We start from the raw sequence: 17,299 nt of genomic DNA on the forward strand, positions 1-17,299 counted from the left end.
TATGGTGCCCCGTTTCGTCTTTAAAGTACGAAAGATCAATCGAAGACCAAAATTTTAGTTTCCCCTTATAACACAGGCCCCATTTGCCGCTAGTAGCAAATGGGGCCTGTGTTATAAGCTGGAATATATGTTGTTAAAGGGATGCTTCCTGTGCTGCTTCAACAATAACAGCAGCTACTTTTTGTGGTTGTGAAATATAAACAGCATGGCTGCCTTTGATCTCTGTCACTCTGGTGTTGGAGCGTTTGTACATATTACGCTGGATATCCGGATGGATACTTTTGTCGTCTGTAGCAACGATGCCATAAGTGGGTTTGTTTCTCCAGGCGGCATCGGTGATCGGGGTAACAAAACATTCGGCATAAAATGCGCCTTGTGAAGCATACATGAAGGCGGCATCTTCTTCACTCAGATCTGCACAGAAACCGGCATGGTACCTGGCTTTATCATAATAAACAATTCCTTTTTCATTTGGAGGAAGTACCCCATTTTCAGGAGCTGGCTGCATGCTCTGAAACCACTGCAATGCAGACTCATTATTATCTGGCTGGAAGGCTGCGATATAAACAAGTCCTGCCACATTGGGATGGTTGCCCGCCTGCGTAATAACAGCGCCGCCCCAGGAGTGCCCGGCGAGGATGGCAGGGCCATCCTGGGCGTCCAGTGCAACCCTGGTCGCAGTCACATCGTCTGCCAGAGAAGTTAGTGGATTTTGTACGATAGTAACGGTATATCCTTGTTGGGTAAGGGATTGATAGAGACTTTTGTAACCGGAGCCATCAGCGAATGCGCCGTGTACTAAAACGATGTTTTTTACTGCTGGGAGGTTTGCCTGATTTTTCATTTTGTTAGATTTTGAAGGTTTTTGTTTGGATTGACGATACAAAGATGGTTCGAAAAACCGGCATGGGCAGTGAGTGAATTACCCGATAAGTTGTGATTATTTCCCTTTGGGGGAAATCGCAGGTCAATATGACCTGCTTTTAATATCATCGGTGGCTGAAGACTTCTTTAACTGATTACTTTTATAACTTTTGCTGCCAAACCGGTAATTGAACCCTAAAAGAACATTCCGGCTATCCCAATTGTTGCTGGATTTATAGCTGATAAGTGCATATTGGGCATCAGACTTTGAAATATTCGTAAAAAAAATATCGCTTACGGAAAGAGAAAGCTGTCCCATTCCCTTCAATACATTTTTGAAGATGCTTACATCCACAAAGTAAAACTCGCCTGTTTTGGAGGCGCTATAATAAGTAGGAGAATTATAGTAAGCATAAAGCTCGCATTTCACGCTTTTGGAAAGGGTGAAGGTGTTTGATGTATTAACGCTGAAGTTTGTGTTGTCTAAGCTGGTTGATTGTTGATTGGAGACGAAGTTAAGGTGCCTTTGCATGATTCTGAAGCCGGTGTTGGTGTACCACCATTGGGTAATGTTGGCAAAATAATTTGGATTCAGAATAGCACTTTTAAAGTCTCCGTTATTAGCAATCAATCCTCTGGTAACATTGTTGATGGTGTCCAGTTCTGCATATTCCAGCATGTTGTTTTTGTACCAGGTATAACTGGCTACTACCTGAAATTTATTTTTGAAGGTCCAGGAAAACCTGGTGGCATTTTGGAAATAAGGCTGTAAGCCGGGATTACCGGTATAATAGTAGAAAGGACTCATGTAATATTTGAAATTTGTCAATCTGGAAAAACGAGGTCTTTCAATACTTCTTTTATAACTCAATACAAAGCTGCTTTTCCCTGCCCTCCTGGAAAAAAGTAAGGTGGGAAATACTTCGAAATAGCTTCTGTTTATGCTTCCATAGATATCTATGGGGAATGATTTAATTGCAGTGTTTTCTCCTCTTACACCAATTGAATAGCTGGTGTTACCGATGGCTCCGGACAGGTTTACATATCCCGCGAAGATATTTTCATCATAGGCAGGTTCGTCATTCAATTGCGTAGAGCCGTTAGGGTTGGTTATAGTTTGATGCAGGTTTTGGTTAACACTGGTCCAGCCATACTTTAATCCGGATTCCAGTTTTATTTTCCGGATTGGTTTGGTATAGTCTACCTGAATACTTTTGGTAACTAAATCCATGACAGAGGACTGGTTAAGACTGGATGTTGTTTGATAGGAACTGCCGTCGGTCAGGAAATAGTCATAGTCCTGCGAGTTACTAAAGGTGCTATGTCCTTTTGAATAGGCTGTGTTGAAGTTTAGTTCCTGGCCTGCTGTATCCAGTTTTAATCTATAGTATAGGTCTATGGCACCTGACTGACCTTGTTTTTTTTGAGTACCAGGCATGGTGATCAGTGAATCGGCAACATTGGTGGATAGGGGATGAAGGAAGATCGATGATGTGTTGTACCGATCTGTTGGGGTATTGGAAAACAGGGCGTTTACGACTGTTCCTATCTGGCTTCGGGGGCTCAATGCATATTCCAGGCTCAGTGATAACGGTATGTTTTCCGGTTGACTTTTACTGCTGTTGAGTTCATGTATCAAAGACGTCTTGTTTTTTTCTGTAGGCGTTAAGTTGCGGGAGACATCTTCTTTACTCAGCTGATGGTCTCTGGAATAATTGATGGCAGCCAGGCCCGAGAGTTTATTGTGTTTAAAATTAACAGAGGTTCCTATGCCGCCATTTCCAAATTCTGACCTGGTGCCAATTTTAAGGTTGAGGTTGGCGTTGTACCCGTTGGCCAGGATTTTGGCCGGTTTCAGATTAATGATCGCGCTGGTGGCGGATGCGTCTACGTTTGAGAGAGGTACCGTTATGATCTCTATCTCATTGATGGTGGTGGCAGCCGTCGCGCCCAGGAAGTCTGTTAGTGTTGAGAGGGTTAAATGAATAGTCTTCCCTTTCATCTGGGCAGTTATGGGTCTGCCTTCAAAGAGAATGATATTGTTTTGAATGGTGATGCCGGGAGCCTTTTTTAGTATGTCTGCAACAGATTGTCCGGCCACTTTATTTTTGTCAATAGATAAAATGATTTTATTCTTGTCAATAGCGATGAAAGGTTTTTGCGCAACTATGTTTACTTCTCTGAGAGATTTGCTGCTATCCTGGCTAGCTACAGCTGGTTTTGCCGGAAGGTTTTTTTCCTGAGCGAAAGTGTGACTACTGCAGATAAGTAAAAAATAAAAAGGTATTAAATATTTCATACGGGAAAAATAGATAGTTTAATAAATGACAGTCGAAAAAAGCATCCTGATTCATCCAACCATAAAGCGGAATATATGTATTGCAATTGATAAATAAAAGCCCGGAATGCTTTAATGGTATTGGATTTGGTCAGGTTATCATGTGAACACGACTACTTTAATGCCGTGTTGCCAGCGATGATATATTCCTTGATGTGTGCTTTCTCCATATATATGGGGGATTTATGCCTGGATGCCCGTTTAATATGCCTGGGAGAAATGGCATATTGATGTTGTGCCGTTGTTTTTTGATTTTGAAAAGATTAAATTTATCACGATGCAGCAGCGATAACACTAAATTTAAAGCAAGGGAAAGAATAAAATCCATTTAAAACGCTACGAATAAATGTATATTTAGCGTCAGAATCACTACTGAGTCCTGTGAATACCGAGCATTTCCTGTTGAGACAAACCTAAACTGTTATATATGAATTGGAGCTTAATTTTTAAGTTATCGTTTTTCGGTCTGGCGATGGCGCTGGGCACTGTTTATTTTATTCCTTCCAATGTGGAACCTTTCTGCTGGATGGCTATTTTTATTATCTGCGCATATTTCATCGCGAAGTATTGTACCTCGAAGTTTTTTCTGCACGGATTTATACTTAGTCTTTTTAACTGTGTATGGATAACGGCAGTGCATATACTGTTATATAAAACTTACCTGTCCTGGCATCTGCAGGAAGCCGAAATGATGGCGAAAATGCCGATGCCGGATAGTCCACGGTTAATGATGCTGATGACCGGGCCGTTTGTAGGTGTTGTTTCCGGTCTGGTGCAGGGATTGTTTGCTTATGTGGCTGCCAAAGTAGTGAAGCGTCCATAACTTATCTGCTGCCGGAAAATATTAGATGACAAGTCAACAAATATTGACTTGTCATTTTTTTATCATCAGGTTTATTTTAACTAACAAATAATAAATATGATAATATTTTAATATGAAATTTTTCTGAAAAAAAATTTGTGTAGTTAAATGACTACATATATATTTGTAGTCAAATAGCTACGCAATGAATTTAAGAAGAGATGTATTTCAAGCGATAGCAGACCCGACAAGAAGAGCTATACTATTGTTGGTTGCTTCGCAGGCCTTGACGGCGGGGGCAATAGCCTCCAATTTTGATACGGCAAGGCCGACTATTTCCAAACATCTGCAAATACTTACTGAATGTGAGTTACTTGAACAGGAGCAGAACGGAAGGGAAATTTATTATCACCTCAATGCAAAAAAAATGAAAGAAGTAGCCGATTTTATAGAACCCTTCCGCAAAATGTGGGACGACAGGTTTAATAAACTGGAAGACATCATGAAAACCTACAAAACAAAAAAATAGCATGGAACAAAAGACCAAAGTCAATGCCGAAGACGGCAAAATCGACTTAGTAATTACGAGAGAGTTTGATTTGCCGGTAGATCTGCTTTTCAGGGCGTATGTAGAGCCGGATATTGTGGAGCAATGGATGGGAACGAAAGTATTAAAACTTGAAAGCAAAAAGTACGGCAGCTGGCAGATTGAAACCTCAGATCCTCACGGAAACGTGGCCATGAGAGCCAATGGTGTGATCCATGAACTGATTCCGGCCCGGAAAATCATCCGGACTTTTGAAATGGAGAATACGCCCTTTGGTGTTCAGCTCGAAGTTTATGAGTTCGAAGCACTCAGCGACGACACCAGTAAACTCAACATGCATGTCATATACGAATCCGTGGCGCAGAGAGACCAGGTGCTGAAGATGCCTTTTAGACAAGGTATCAACATGGCCCACAAACGCCTCGAAGAAATTCTTCATAAACTGAAATAATCCGCTATATCCTTCACACATTTAAATTAATTGACCATGACTAAAAGGAATAAAATCATCTATTGGATCGCTACACTCTGGATGGCACTAGGTATGTTATCCACTGCAATGGTACAGGTGCTTAAAATGAAAACCGAAACGGATTATATGACACATCTGGGCTATCCTGCCTATTTTATGACAATTATAGGTGTATGGAAAATTTTGGGAGTAATAGCCATACTTGTTCCTAAGTTTCCTTTACTGAAGGAGTGGGCTTATGCGGGCTTTTTCTTTGTAATGTCAGGAGCCCTGGTTTCTCATATCATATCAGGTGACCCTATGAAGGAAATATTTCCTTCCCTGCTGTTGCTTACACTGACTGCGATTTCATGGTATTTCAGACCTGTAGACAGAAAAGTACTTTCCGTTAATTAATAAATTAGTGAACAACATGAATTCTAAAGTTGATTGGTTTTTTGATAAAGCTGAAAAATGGGAGAAGGAATTTGAGCAGTTGAGAACCATTATTCTTGACTGTGGACTGACGGAAGAATTAAAATGGAGTGTTCCCTGTTACACCTATCAGAACAATAACATCGTGTTAATACATGGCTTTAAGGATTATTGTGCGGTACTGTTTTTTAAAGGAGCCTTGTTGGGTGATGTAAATGGTTTGTTGGTGCAGCAAACGGAAAATGTGCAGGCCGCGCGCCAGCTGCGGTTCACCAGTCTCAAGGAATTAGTGAAAATGGCGCCCATTGTGAAAGCCTATATTTATGAAGCTATTGAAGTGGAAAAGGCCGGGTTAGCAGTGAAGTATAAAAAAACGCCGGAGTTCAATATGCCGGAAGAGTTTCAGCATAAACTGGATGAAATGCCTGCTTTAAAAGCCGCTTTTGAAGCCCTGACACCAGGACGGCAAAGAGGATATCTCCTGTATTTTTCTGCCCCCAAACAATCCAAAACCCGGGAATCAAGAATTGAAAAATGTATCGAACAGATTCTGGAGGGAAAAGGATTGAATGATTGATAAGATATTATTTTTTTGATTGGGGGCTGACCATACTATTGGGTCGGCCCCCGTCTTTATATTGTTGTTACACTTTCCTTAATTTGTTTTTCTTATGAAGATTATTTCCTTTCACAATGGATCGTTCATAAGACCAGGACCGGAACAAATTCAGTAGCAATCTGCCATCAGAATGCAGGATCCTGTGGTTGTGGAGCTGTATGGTTCTGGGATACAGATTGGTGAACAGATCTATTACAGCGGAAAGCAGAAAGATGCTGAATACTAATTTGACAGAGCCATGCATATCAAATGTGAATGCGATCAAAGCAGCTACTCCCGCAATGATAAAAGAAGATAATGGCCCAGCCAGCACAAGGATAGTTTTTTGCCGGATGGTCATATCTTCATGATTAGCGAAGCATATTCCCCTTCTCCACGAAAGTGGATTACGTTTTATATTTATTTCCAGCAGGCTTATATTGAATTGTATATTTCTATCGTCTTCGCCGTAAGAGCCAATGTAGACAATAACCCGCTGCCGGGTAAAAATGATCGCAGGAATGGCATGTCCCAGTTCATGTATCAGGATAGTAAAAAAGCGTACTATAAAAAACAGCACAGAGAGGAGTAAAAATATCAGTAAGTCCTTGCTCAAGATAAATAGGGTATAGGTGAATAAATGTTGAGGACGAAAATAGGATATTTAAATTGAACACCTGTGTGCACTCATAAGCCAGCTTCCTCTTTTTTCTTCAGTAATTTATAAATAGGTATACCTGAAAGCGTGATCAGCAGGCCGGGCCAGGTAAATCGTGGTTTAAATACAAACAGCAGCCCGCAAAATGCGAGTCCCATCACAATGTAAAGTATAGGTAACAGGGGATAACCAAATGCTTTGTAAGGACGTTCTGCATCCGGTCTTTTAAAGCGCAGGATAAATATGCCTGCAATGGTGAGCATATAAAAGGCGACGACCACAAAAGATATCATGTCCAGCAGGTCGCCATAGCGGCCGCTAAGACACCAGATGCTGGCGAAGAGGCATTGTATCCACAGCGCGAAGGAGGGGACGGCTGCTTTGTTGAGCTGTCCGGCTTTTTTAAAGAAAAGGCCATCATTGGCCATGGTGTAATATACGCGGGCTCCGGCCAGTATCAGTCCGTTGTTGCAGCCGAAGGTGGAGATCATGATCATCAGTGCGATGATGAAAGTGCCTGCCTGTCCGAATATAACCTGTGATACGGCAACGCCTACACGGTCTTTAGGGGCGTAAGCTATTTCATGAAGGGGGAGTATGCTCAGGTAGGTGATGTTGGTTAGCAGGTAGATAATGGTGACGATGGCGGTGCCCAGAAACAGGCTCAGGCCGATGTTGCGTTTGGGGTTTCTGATCTCTCCTGCTACAAAGGCTACGTTATGCCACGAATCACTGCTGAACACAGACCCTACCATGGCCGCGGCAATGGCGCCGAGGGAGGCGAGGGCGGTATAAGATGCCGCCGTGCCGTCTGCACTGAGTGGATGCAACTCCCATGCCTGTTGCCAGTTGGCCTGCCATACATCCCGTTTCATAGCTATCAGACCGAATATTATCAGCCCGGAAAGACTTACCAGTTTGGTGAGTGTGAGCGTGGTCTGGATAACTTTACCGCCTTCAATACCACGTGTATTCATATACGTGAGTAGCAGTATAACGGCAATGGAAAGCAGTTGCGCGGCGGTGATATCCATAAAACCCAGGTTCAGCAGTACATTTTCTTCGCTGAAGAACGGAAGGAGATAGGCGGTGAATTTGGCAAAGGCTACGCCAACAGCAGCTATGGTGGCGGTTTGTATCACTGCAAAAAAACTCCAGCCATACAAAAATGCTGTCATAGGATTATAGGCTTCCTTGAGGTATACATATTGTCCGCCTGCCCGGGGAAACATGCTGCTCAGTTCTCCGTAACTCAGAGCGGCCGTCAGGGTCATAAATCCGGTGATTAGCCATACAAGCAGCAACCAGCCGGCACTGCCGGTATGGCGGGTAATGTCTGCACTCACAATAAAAATACCTGAACCGATCATGCTGCCGGCCACGATCATGGTGGCGTCGAGCAATTTCAGCGAAGGCCGGAACGAAGGGTTTTCTGGCATAGCGTTTAGTTTTGGTGTTGCTGATAGTAACTATTTCTAAAATACAGCGATCAGCGCCCCGGTACTATCCGATTATTAACCAATAGTGTGCAGATTTTGCAACTGTGGTCTGTCATCACAAACCTGTTTCTCAGACGGGATTTAGGTTAAAATATGCCTATAAGTCGTCAATAACTGTTTAAAAACAGCATTTTGCCGTGGCTATATTTAAGGGTTAAGGAAAACGACTTACTTACTTTTGATAGCACAGGATATACTTATGAGATACAGTGAATTTTTGGGAATCCTCGCCTGGTGTTGCCTGCCTGGCGGAACCCTGTTGGCACAACGGATAGCACAAACGCCCTATCAGCCTACCCATCTGGAAATGGTGCAACGTTACCACAAAGTACAGCTATTGGACAGCATTACCAGAAAGAAAATATCCCGGCATAATGTGGAGGCCAACTGGCTCCCGGGCGGAGAAAAATTCTGGTATACGGTTAACAGTAGCAAAGACACATCAAAGATATATTACCTGGTACAGGCTTCTTCCGGTCGTAAGGAAGAAGTACAGGACACGGCCAGACTCAGGCAGCTGCCGGCCGCTACCACACCGCAGCCACAGCAGGAGGGGCCTGCACGATGGAGAGACTTTGAAGCCGATTCTCTGTCACCCGACAGGCAGTGGATCGCCAGAAGCATTCATGGTAATGTATTTCTTCAATCCGCTAAAGACAGTACATTGCTGCAGCTCACCAGTAATGGCGCCGACAGCAGCGATGCTCCACGTTATGAAGCATTCGCCTGGTCACCGGACAGCCGGTACTTCGTCGGTTATCTTACCCGTCGGGTAATAGATTCATCAGTCTATTACGTGCTTACAGACGTTGCCGGCACCACCCGCGGACAACTGCGCTCACAGCCTTATAAGCAGCCCGGAGATCCTTTCCCTGCGTATAGGATGCACATCTTTTCCGTGGCAGATAAAAAAGTGACAGCGGTAAATGCTGCAGCACTGGATTTCTACGGCCCGCCTGTCCTGCACTGGCGGCATAAGGATCCCCGCTATTTTTTATATGAAAAGATAGATCGCGGCAATCAGCGTTTCCGCGTGATGGAAGTGGATGCGCTTACCGGCGCCACCCGCGCCATACTCGATGAGCAAACCACTACTTTTCTTTATGAACCCCGCATCTATACCCACTACCTGCCGGAAACGAACGAAATGTTATGGACCTCTGAAAAAGACGGCTGGCGCCATGTGTACCTGGTCAATACCCTCACCGGCGTTGTAAAGAATCAGATTACCAAAGGTGAATGGGTTGTTCGGAGCATCGACAGCGTGGACGCAAAAAAACGGGAGATATGGTTCCGTGCCGGCGGAATGGAGCGGGATGAAGATCCATACTTCATCCATCACTACCGCATCGGCTTTGACGGTAATAACCTGGTAAAGCTCACGCCTGCAAGAGGGAATCATCAGGTGTTTTTTTCTCCCGACAGAAAATATTATATCGATAAATACTCACAGGTGAATGTGCCCCCGGTCAATGAACTGCGTCGTACGCTGGATGCCAAACTCATCACGGTACTTGAAAGAACCGACCTTAGCGCGTGGCAGCCTACAGGAGTGCCTTTTCCGGTGGCTTTCTCTGCAAAGGGCAGGGATGGTAAAACAGATATATGGGGAATGATGTGCCGCCCTTCAGATTATGACAGTACTAAGTTGTATCCGGTGATCGAAAATATTTATGCCGGACCGCAGGACGCTTATGTACCCAAGAGTTTTATGAGTTATTATATAGAAATGCAACGCCTCGCAGACCTGGGCTTTGTAGTGGTACAGATAGATGGCATGGGCACTGCCAACCGTTCCAAGGCATTTCATGATGTATGTTGGAAAAACCTGGTGGATGCAGGATTTCCGGATCGTATTCTGTGGATCAAAGCCCTCGCTGCAAAATATCCATTTGTGGATACCGCCAGGGTGGGGCTGTACGGCACTTCTGCCGGCGGACAAAATGCACTCGGTGGCCTGCTCTTCCATCCTGAATTTTACAAAGCAGCAGTAGCCTCCTGCGGTTGCCACGATAACCGCGTGGATAAACAATGGTGGAACGAACAGTGGATGGGATACCCTGTAGGCAAACATTATGAAGAACAGTCTAATGTTACCAACGCGGGTAAACTGAAAGGCGATCTGCTCCTGATAGTAGGAGAGGCTGATACCAACGTGCCACCGGAATCGACTTACCGCGTCATTAATGCGCTGATTAAAAACAACAAGACTTTCGAATTCCTCCCAATCCCGGGTATGGGACATAGTGATGGCGGCCCTTATGGCCGCAATAAACGCAGCGATTTTTTTGTACGCTACCTGTTAGGAACAACGCCTCCTGACAGAAACAATAATGAATAAAATACAGTATGCAGGCTTCATTACTGCAATGTATGTCAGGGCAAATAAAACATAGGTATTGGTTAAAATGAACTTACTAATAAACAGGTGCTACATTTAAATTTGTTGAAGCACCTGTTTCCTGTAAGAGCGGTGCTACACAAAGTAACATATACCAAAACCAGCTCTGATGCAAAGGATAGGTGGTGAGTTTTTTAACATTAAGTGTGCACAGATCAGCGTGCTGAAACAGGCAAAAGCAGTCACTCCCTTCGAGGATGCTACGATGGGACCTTTTCAGGGATTAGGTATTGCAGTCCTTTCCCTGGAAGACCAGGACGGTTTTATAGGAGAGGCTCCGATATACAGCGCGTACAACAATATCCTGGAAACGTGTTTGCTGCCGATACTATTACATAGTGGGGGCATACCATATGCCGATCTGTACAACAGGATGTACTGGTCTATCCGCAACGAAGGATTCAGGGGGCCGGCTTCCGCGCTGCTTGGTCAGATAGATCTGGCACTGCATGATATAGCGGCCCAACGCAGTAAAATGCCATTGCACAGATATCTGGGTGCAAACAGAAATGAAGTGAAGATTTATGGCAGCGGTGGAGGGGCTAACTATACATTAAAAGAGCTGGAAAAAGAGGTGGGTTATTTCCTGGATGCAGGTGTGGATTGTTATAAAATGAAAATAGGAAGGGTACATGGCAGCAGGATGATGGAGGATGTGGAGCGGGTGAAATTTGTAAGGAACCTGCTGGGTAAAAATGCCCGTCTTGCGGTGGATGCCAATCAGGTATGGACTTGCGACGAAGCACTTCTTTTTCTGGACAAAGTGGAAAGCGCTGATATCTCCTGGTTGGAAGAACCAGTCCATTCCGCCTCTCTGGACCAGATCGGGAAGTTATGTAGCCTGACAACAGTTCCTGTTTCCTACGGGGAATCTGAACGATCTGCACTGGTATTCCCGGCCCTTGTGAATGCGGGTGTCAGGCATTTGCAGCCGGTAGCTACCCAGATAGGCAGTGTACAGGAACTGATGAGTGTAAGAGACCTGGCCTCCCGTGAAAATATCGAATTCTCTTCCGGTGGATATCCCTGGTATACGGCTGCTTTGGTGGCCACGGCGCATGAACAATGTCAGGTGGAGTACCTTTATTCACTGATGTATGGTATACAGGATTATTTTAAAGTACAGCCGGTGTTGAAAAACGGCAACCTGATATTGTCTGAAATACCCGGCTTCCCGGTAAAAGTAGATTGGGAGTATTGCAATAAAAAGAATCTGGTCCTCAGATCTTTTAAATGGGAAAGTGAACGTTTGGATAAATATATGCCTATCGTATCTGTTTGAAGAAGATAAATAATGCAGTTGATATAATAAGGTTTCCTAAAGAAAAACGAGCCTCTTCGTAATGAAGGGGCTCGTTTTTTTTAGAATGATCTATTGTTGTGTAATATAGTGCTGATGGGTGTTATGGCTGAATGTCACAGCAAATAAAACATCGTTAATCGGCAAATTTATGGTGGTTTAAAGCGTAATAAAAAAGGAGCTTTACATACAATGTTATTTCACGTTATCTGAGCACAATACTTATTCGGCCGAATTCCACAAATTATTAGCTACCTATTTAATTTAGTTTATGAACCAATCTAAATCGTTTCTTTGGGCGATCGCATTGTTGTGTATTGTCCTACAGGCTACCGGTACATATGCCCAGAACAAAGTGAGCGTCAAAGGTCTGGTGACCGATTCCGTGGGAGCGCCATTGCCTGGCGCAACAATCAACCAGGAAGGGGATATAAAAAACGGGGCCATTACCAATCCGGAAGGGCGCTTTGAGTTAAATGTTCCTCCTGGCAGCCGGCTTAAAATAACGATGACCGGTTTTCGTACTGCTTTTGTGATGGCCGGTACTACGCCGCTGACGATTAAATTGCACACGGCTGCTACAGAACTGTCAGATGTGGTAGTAGTAGGGTATGGCACGCAGAAGAAGACTAAAATGACGGCTGCTGTTTCTTCCATGAATGCGAAGGATATAGCGCTTGTTCCCACTACTAACCTATCAAATGCGCTGGCAGGACGTTTATCCGGTGTTTTTATCAGTTCACCGACAGGTACACCTGGTATTGGCTCAACGGTCAAAGTGCGGGCCCGCTCCTCCTTTAGTAACAGTGCTGTAGAGCCTTTGTATGTGATTGATGGGGTGGTAAGGGATAAAACAAGTTTCGACGCACTGGACCCTAATGAAGTGGCGGATATTACTATTCTGAAAGACGCCTCTTCCGCAGCTATCTATGGTTCCCGCTCGTCCAACGGCGCCATCCTGGTAACCACAAAAACCGGTAAGAGTGGGGCGGCGGTGATAAATTTCAATGCCACTTACAACGCCCAACGTGTAGGTGCATTGCCCCAATACATGCCAGTGAAAGACGGACTGAATTTGACAAAAGCCGTGAATGGGGGCCTGAGTGATGAAGAAATTAACTGGGTGTTGAAAAATAATCCCAACGGTGATAGCTATTACAAAGCCGCCTATACCAATCCTTCCAGTCAGCGGTATGCACTGAGCGCTTCGGGGGGTAATGAAAAAATAAGGGCGTACATTGGAGGCTCCTATGTGAATGAAGATGGTTTCCTGCCACAGGTATCCTATAAAAAATATAACCTGCGGGGTAATGTACAGGCCAATCTGGTGAAAAACCTTACCCTTGGCTTAAATCTGGGTACCAGCTATGGTACCCGTAATCGATTCAACTTTACATACGATTATGCTTCTGATGACCTGGATAATCTATGGGGTAAACTATTGTACTGGGATGTTTTTGCCACGCCATATATAAATGGTAAACCGAATAATCCGGGTTGGTTGGGAAATCCTATAGAGATGATGAGAAATGGAGGCTACTGGCGTAACAATAATCAGCAGATAGATGCCTTGATTACCGCGGAGTATAAAATACCTTTTGTAGAGGGACTGAGTGTAAAAGGGACCTACAGCAGGAACTTTGACAACAGCTATGTAAAAACCTTTGCTAAGAAGCAGACGCTGTATAATTTTAAGAAAACCGGTCCTAATGGCCTGATTTACACGGATACACTGGTGGGTTCCGTATTAAGCGGAGATCCGGGTACACCGTATTTAGGGAATACATACGAGAAATCGGATGCGTACCAGTTGAATACGCAGGTTAACTACGACCGGACATTCGGTAAGCATACCCTGGGAGCACTGTTTGTGTATGAGCAGTACGAGGGTTACTCGAATAAATTTGGTTTGACGCGGTATAACTTCCCGCTCATCGCGATGGATCAGTTTTTATACACCAGCGCCAACAACGCCGATTGGTCAACAGGCGGTAATGAAGGTCAGATTGGAAGATTGTCCTATATCGGAAGACTGAACTATGATTATGATGCCAAATACCTTTTCAGTGCTTCTGTCAGAAGAGATGGTTCTACCAACTTTGCTCCCGACAAACGATGGGGTTGGTTTCCATCGGTATCTGCGGGTTGGGTGATTTCCAAAGAAGGATTTTTCCAGTCATCCGCGCTCGGTCGTAATATCGATTTCCTGAAGCTGAGAGGCTCCTACGCCACTACCGGTAATGACATCCTCGATAAAGACGATCCCAACGCCAGATGGAGATGGATGGAGCAATATATTATTTCAGACGGCAGCTATTATCTCGGTGCTACCGGTACTTCTGCTCCACGCTTATCATACGGAGGCCTTCCCAATAGTAACCTGACCTGGGAAAAATCTAATTCTGTTGGCGTTGGAGTAGATGCGACGATATATAAAAATATCCGGTTCAGTTTCGACTACTGGAAACGGAAGTCCTACGACATATTAGGCACTCGTATACTGGCTATTCCTAATGAGTTTGGCTCGACTTTACCACCGGAAAATTACGGGAAAGTGAATTCCAACGGTATTGAAGTAGAGCTGGGTTACAATAATAACATCGGCAAAAACTTCAGTTACAATGTGAAAGGCGTATTCACCTATGCTACCAATAAGGTGATCAGGAAAGATGTGGCAGCCAATACGCAGGACTACGCTAACCCAATTGGCAAAACGTTGTCATATGGCTATGGCTACCAGGCTTTGGGTATCATACGCACACAGGATGATTTGAATAAATTACCGGCCGGTTATACCGTCAATGGTGTGGCTCCAGCTATAGGTGATATGTTGCTGGCGGATTTAAGTGGCCCGAATGGAAAACCCGATAATAAAGTAGATAGCTACGACCAGGTAGTGCTGGGTAAATATTTTGGAGCAGACAATGCACCTGTTAGTTATGGGCTGAATATATCATTGACGTATAAAGGTTTTTCCGTGGACGCTTTATTCTCTGGTCTTACAGGATATAAGCTGTTTTACAATGACCCCTGGGGGAGAAATTTTGGTGGCGGAGGAAAGGTACCACAATACCATGCCGATTCATGGACTACTGATAACCCCAACGGCTCTACGCCAAAAATATATCCATCGGGCGATCCACATTCTGCCGGCTATACCTGGACTTCCAGCTTCAACGTATATAACGGCGGATTCCTGCGGATGAAATACCTGAACCTTAACTATCAGCTGCCTGAAATCGTGTTAAACAAATTGTCTGTTAAAGACGTGAGGGTTTTTGTGGCAGGTTCTAACCTGTTTAATATAACGAAGTTTAAGTTGTATGATCCGGAGATAAAAGGATTCATGAGCTATCCTACCACGAAAACTTTTACTGCTGGTATAGATATCAGATTGTAGAAAAGTGTGTTACTATAAAAAGTAAAAAAATGAAGAATAAGTTAAATAAAGCGATACTCACCTTTTGCGTTTCCTGCTTATTGGCAGGTTGTAATAAGGTGCTTGATAAAACGAATCTTTCTGCCGTAGGTCCTGACCAGGTATGGTCGGATGTAAACATGGCCACTGCCTATTTAAATCAGATTTATGGAAGCCTGATGCCGGGAAATACCTATGGCAGCGCCAACGGAACGGATGAAGGAGTTCCCTATCAAAAGCAAACCAATGAATGGCTGAGAGGCACCGCTACCTTCGACTCACGAAATACGTTTAGTAGATATAGTGATATACGCACCATTAATATCCTGTTAGACAATATTGACAAGGCAGCATTTGGTCAGGCAGATAAAGACAAGATCAAAGGGCAGGCGCTGTTCTGGAGGGCCTGGGCTTATCATAGTATGGTGAGTAATTATGGCGGCGTGCCGCTGATATTGGACGCACAGGCGCCTACTACAGATTTGACAGCACTACAGAAGCCCCGCAATAAAACATCGGCGTGTGTAACACAGATTTTAAAAGATCTGGATAATGCGATTGCCTTGCTGCCCGACGCTTTTACAGACAATGATATGGGCAGGATAGATAAAGGCGTGGCTATGGCTTTTAAAGGAAGAGTATTATTGTTTTATGCCAGCCCTTTGTTTAATGGCTTGGGCGGCATCGCTTCCTGGCAAAAGGCATTCGATGCCAATAAAGCAGCCAAAGAATTTTTAGATGCACATGGTAAGGGATTATATAGCCCATATAGCAAAATCTGGGATGATGAGTTAAACAAGGAAGTGGTAATGGTGCGCCGATATAACTATCCGCAGGCGACCTATTTCCAGGGAGGGCTGATTCCGCTGAACTGGTCTAAAGATGATTTGGGCGCCGACCGGCCTTCATTGGAACTGGTAAATGCTTTCCCGATGAAAGATGGCGCTGCGTGGGAATCGCAGGCAAGGAGTTATGATACACTGTTTTTCAACAGAGATGACCGCTTCTACGCCAATATCTATTATAACGGAGCCCCCAACCAATATTTAAAGGGAATGCGCGATGATAAAACCTATCTGTGGACTTATTTCACCAGTATAACAAACTACAGTGGTGCCACCGGATTAGAAGGCGTGCATAACAGCGTTACACAGGACCCGCTGTGGTCTAATTCAAGTTTTTATCGCATAAAAGCCATCGATAAAACGATTGATAAAGGCACGGTGTATAATGCAGCAGTCGACTGGATTGAAATCCGTTATGCAGAAGTTTTAATGAATTATGGCGAATGTGCCAATGAAGTAGGCAATACGACAGTGGCATTGGATGTATTAAAGCAGATCAGGGGCCGTGCAGGCGTTTTACCGGGTACGCTCAATAATTACGGTATTACTGCCGTCGCGCAGCCCGATATCCGGAAAGTGCTTCAGAAAGAACGTTTCGTAGAGTTTTGTTTTGAGGGTAAGCGTATGGATGATTTACGCCGCTGGAAGATGTTTGATTACCTGAGAGCCTTGCCTCAGCGCCATGGTATCGCTGTATTGCTGAATGCTGGTCAACCGGATGTAAGTCCGCTGTCAGATATAAATACGGTGTGGAACAGATTTACTACTACCGTGATTACCACTGATGCTGTTGATATCGCCATCAAAGACCAGTATTATATTTACGGTATTCCTAAGTCGATTATGGACCGAAACCCCTTATTTAAACAGAATAATAACTGGGGCGGAGATTTTGATCCTATGCAATAGATGGTTGTTTTAAGTGATGGGACCGTTTCTCCCGAGGCAGGAAAACAGATTTTACAAAGCCCCCGTTTTTTTGACGAGGGGCTTTGTTGTTGTGCGCCAGGCATGTGTTATAGCTGGACTTTATACTTTCACCGGATAAGGGATGGGCAAATAAATCATCAATATTGGATAATTTCTTGTTAATTAGTTGGGGCTTACCAGTGCTAATTTTGAGGCGGGCATCTAAATTTTTAT

At 44.2% G+C, this 17,299-nt stretch carries 13 protein-coding genes; 9 read left to right on the top strand and 4 right to left on the bottom strand.

The window, feature by feature from the left end; all coding sequences use genetic code 11:
* Nucleotides 1–133 precede the first annotated feature (133 nt).
* A complete protein-coding gene (locus tag DF182_RS26880) occupies nucleotides 134–844 on the bottom strand; it encodes an alpha/beta hydrolase (protein ID WP_113618845.1) in 711 nt (236 codons plus the stop codon).
* Nucleotides 845–967: 123 nt separating this feature from the next.
* On the bottom strand, nucleotides 968–3,163 hold the full coding sequence (locus DF182_RS26885) for an outer membrane beta-barrel family protein (protein ID WP_113618846.1): 2,196 nt from the start codon (nucleotides 3,161–3,163) through the stop codon (nucleotides 968–970).
* Nucleotides 3,164–3,629: 466 nt separating this feature from the next.
* Between DF182_RS26885 and DF182_RS26890 the strand changes: the two genes are divergently transcribed.
* The 5 genes from DF182_RS26890 (at nucleotide 3,630) to DF182_RS26910 (ending at nucleotide 6,014) form a co-directional block, all read left to right on the top strand.
* Nucleotides 3,630–4,025 carry a hypothetical protein gene (locus DF182_RS26890; RefSeq protein WP_113618847.1) on the top strand — a complete coding sequence of 132 codons (396 nt, stop codon included), beginning with the start codon at nucleotides 3,630–3,632 and terminating at the stop codon, nucleotides 4,023–4,025.
* 184 nt (nucleotides 4,026–4,209) lie between these two features.
* A complete protein-coding gene (locus DF182_RS26895) occupies nucleotides 4,210–4,533 on the top strand; it encodes an ArsR/SmtB family transcription factor (RefSeq protein WP_113618848.1) in 324 nt (107 codons plus the stop codon).
* A gap of 1 nt (nucleotide 4,534) precedes the next feature.
* Nucleotides 4,535–5,002, top strand: a complete 468-nt coding sequence (locus tag DF182_RS26900) for an SRPBCC domain-containing protein (RefSeq protein WP_113618849.1) — start codon at nucleotides 4,535–4,537, stop codon at nucleotides 5,000–5,002.
* Nucleotides 5,003–5,038: 36 nt separating this feature from the next.
* Nucleotides 5,039–5,419, top strand: coding sequence for a DoxX family protein (locus DF182_RS26905; protein ID WP_113618850.1), 381 nt, complete (start codon nucleotides 5,039–5,041; stop codon nucleotides 5,417–5,419).
* A 16-nt stretch (nucleotides 5,420–5,435) separates the two neighbouring features.
* Nucleotides 5,436–6,014, top strand: coding sequence for a YdeI/OmpD-associated family protein (locus tag DF182_RS26910; protein ID WP_113618851.1), 579 nt, complete (start codon nucleotides 5,436–5,438; stop codon nucleotides 6,012–6,014).
* A gap of 67 nt (nucleotides 6,015–6,081) precedes the next feature.
* Here DF182_RS26910 and DF182_RS26915 read toward each other — a convergent pair whose 3' ends face one another.
* Nucleotides 6,082–6,651, bottom strand: a complete 570-nt coding sequence (locus DF182_RS26915; protein ID WP_113618852.1) for a site-2 protease family protein — start codon at nucleotides 6,649–6,651, stop codon at nucleotides 6,082–6,084.
* Between the two features lie 71 nt (nucleotides 6,652–6,722).
* Nucleotides 6,723–8,132 (bottom strand): APC family permease, encoded by a 1,410-nt coding sequence (locus DF182_RS26920; protein WP_113618853.1) that lies wholly within the window; start codon nucleotides 8,130–8,132, stop codon nucleotides 6,723–6,725.
* Nucleotides 8,133–8,391: 259 nt separating this feature from the next.
* Between DF182_RS26920 and DF182_RS26925 the strand changes: the two genes are divergently transcribed.
* From DF182_RS26925 to DF182_RS26940, 4 genes are all read left to right on the top strand, one after another.
* Nucleotides 8,392–10,533, top strand: coding sequence for a S9 family peptidase (locus tag DF182_RS26925; RefSeq protein WP_113618854.1), 2,142 nt, complete (start codon nucleotides 8,392–8,394; stop codon nucleotides 10,531–10,533).
* Nucleotides 10,534–10,702: 169 nt separating this feature from the next.
* Nucleotides 10,703–11,875, top strand: a complete 1,173-nt coding sequence (locus tag DF182_RS26930) for an enolase C-terminal domain-like protein (RefSeq protein WP_113618855.1) — start codon at nucleotides 10,703–10,705, stop codon at nucleotides 11,873–11,875.
* A gap of 289 nt (nucleotides 11,876–12,164) precedes the next feature.
* Nucleotides 12,165–15,293 (top strand): SusC/RagA family TonB-linked outer membrane protein, encoded by a 3,129-nt coding sequence (locus DF182_RS26935; RefSeq protein WP_113618856.1) that lies wholly within the window; start codon nucleotides 12,165–12,167, stop codon nucleotides 15,291–15,293.
* Nucleotides 15,294–15,322: 29 nt separating this feature from the next.
* The gene (locus tag DF182_RS26940) at nucleotides 15,323–17,065 is read left to right on the top strand and encodes a RagB/SusD family nutrient uptake outer membrane protein (protein WP_113618857.1); all 1,743 of its coding nucleotides are present in this window, start codon (nucleotides 15,323–15,325) and stop codon (nucleotides 17,063–17,065) included.
* Nucleotides 17,066–17,299 lie beyond the last annotated feature (234 nt).

Origin of the sequence: Chitinophaga flava, from assembly GCF_003308995.1 — a bacterium.
In the GTDB taxonomy this organism is placed as follows: domain Bacteria; phylum Bacteroidota; class Bacteroidia; order Chitinophagales; family Chitinophagaceae; genus Chitinophaga; species Chitinophaga flava.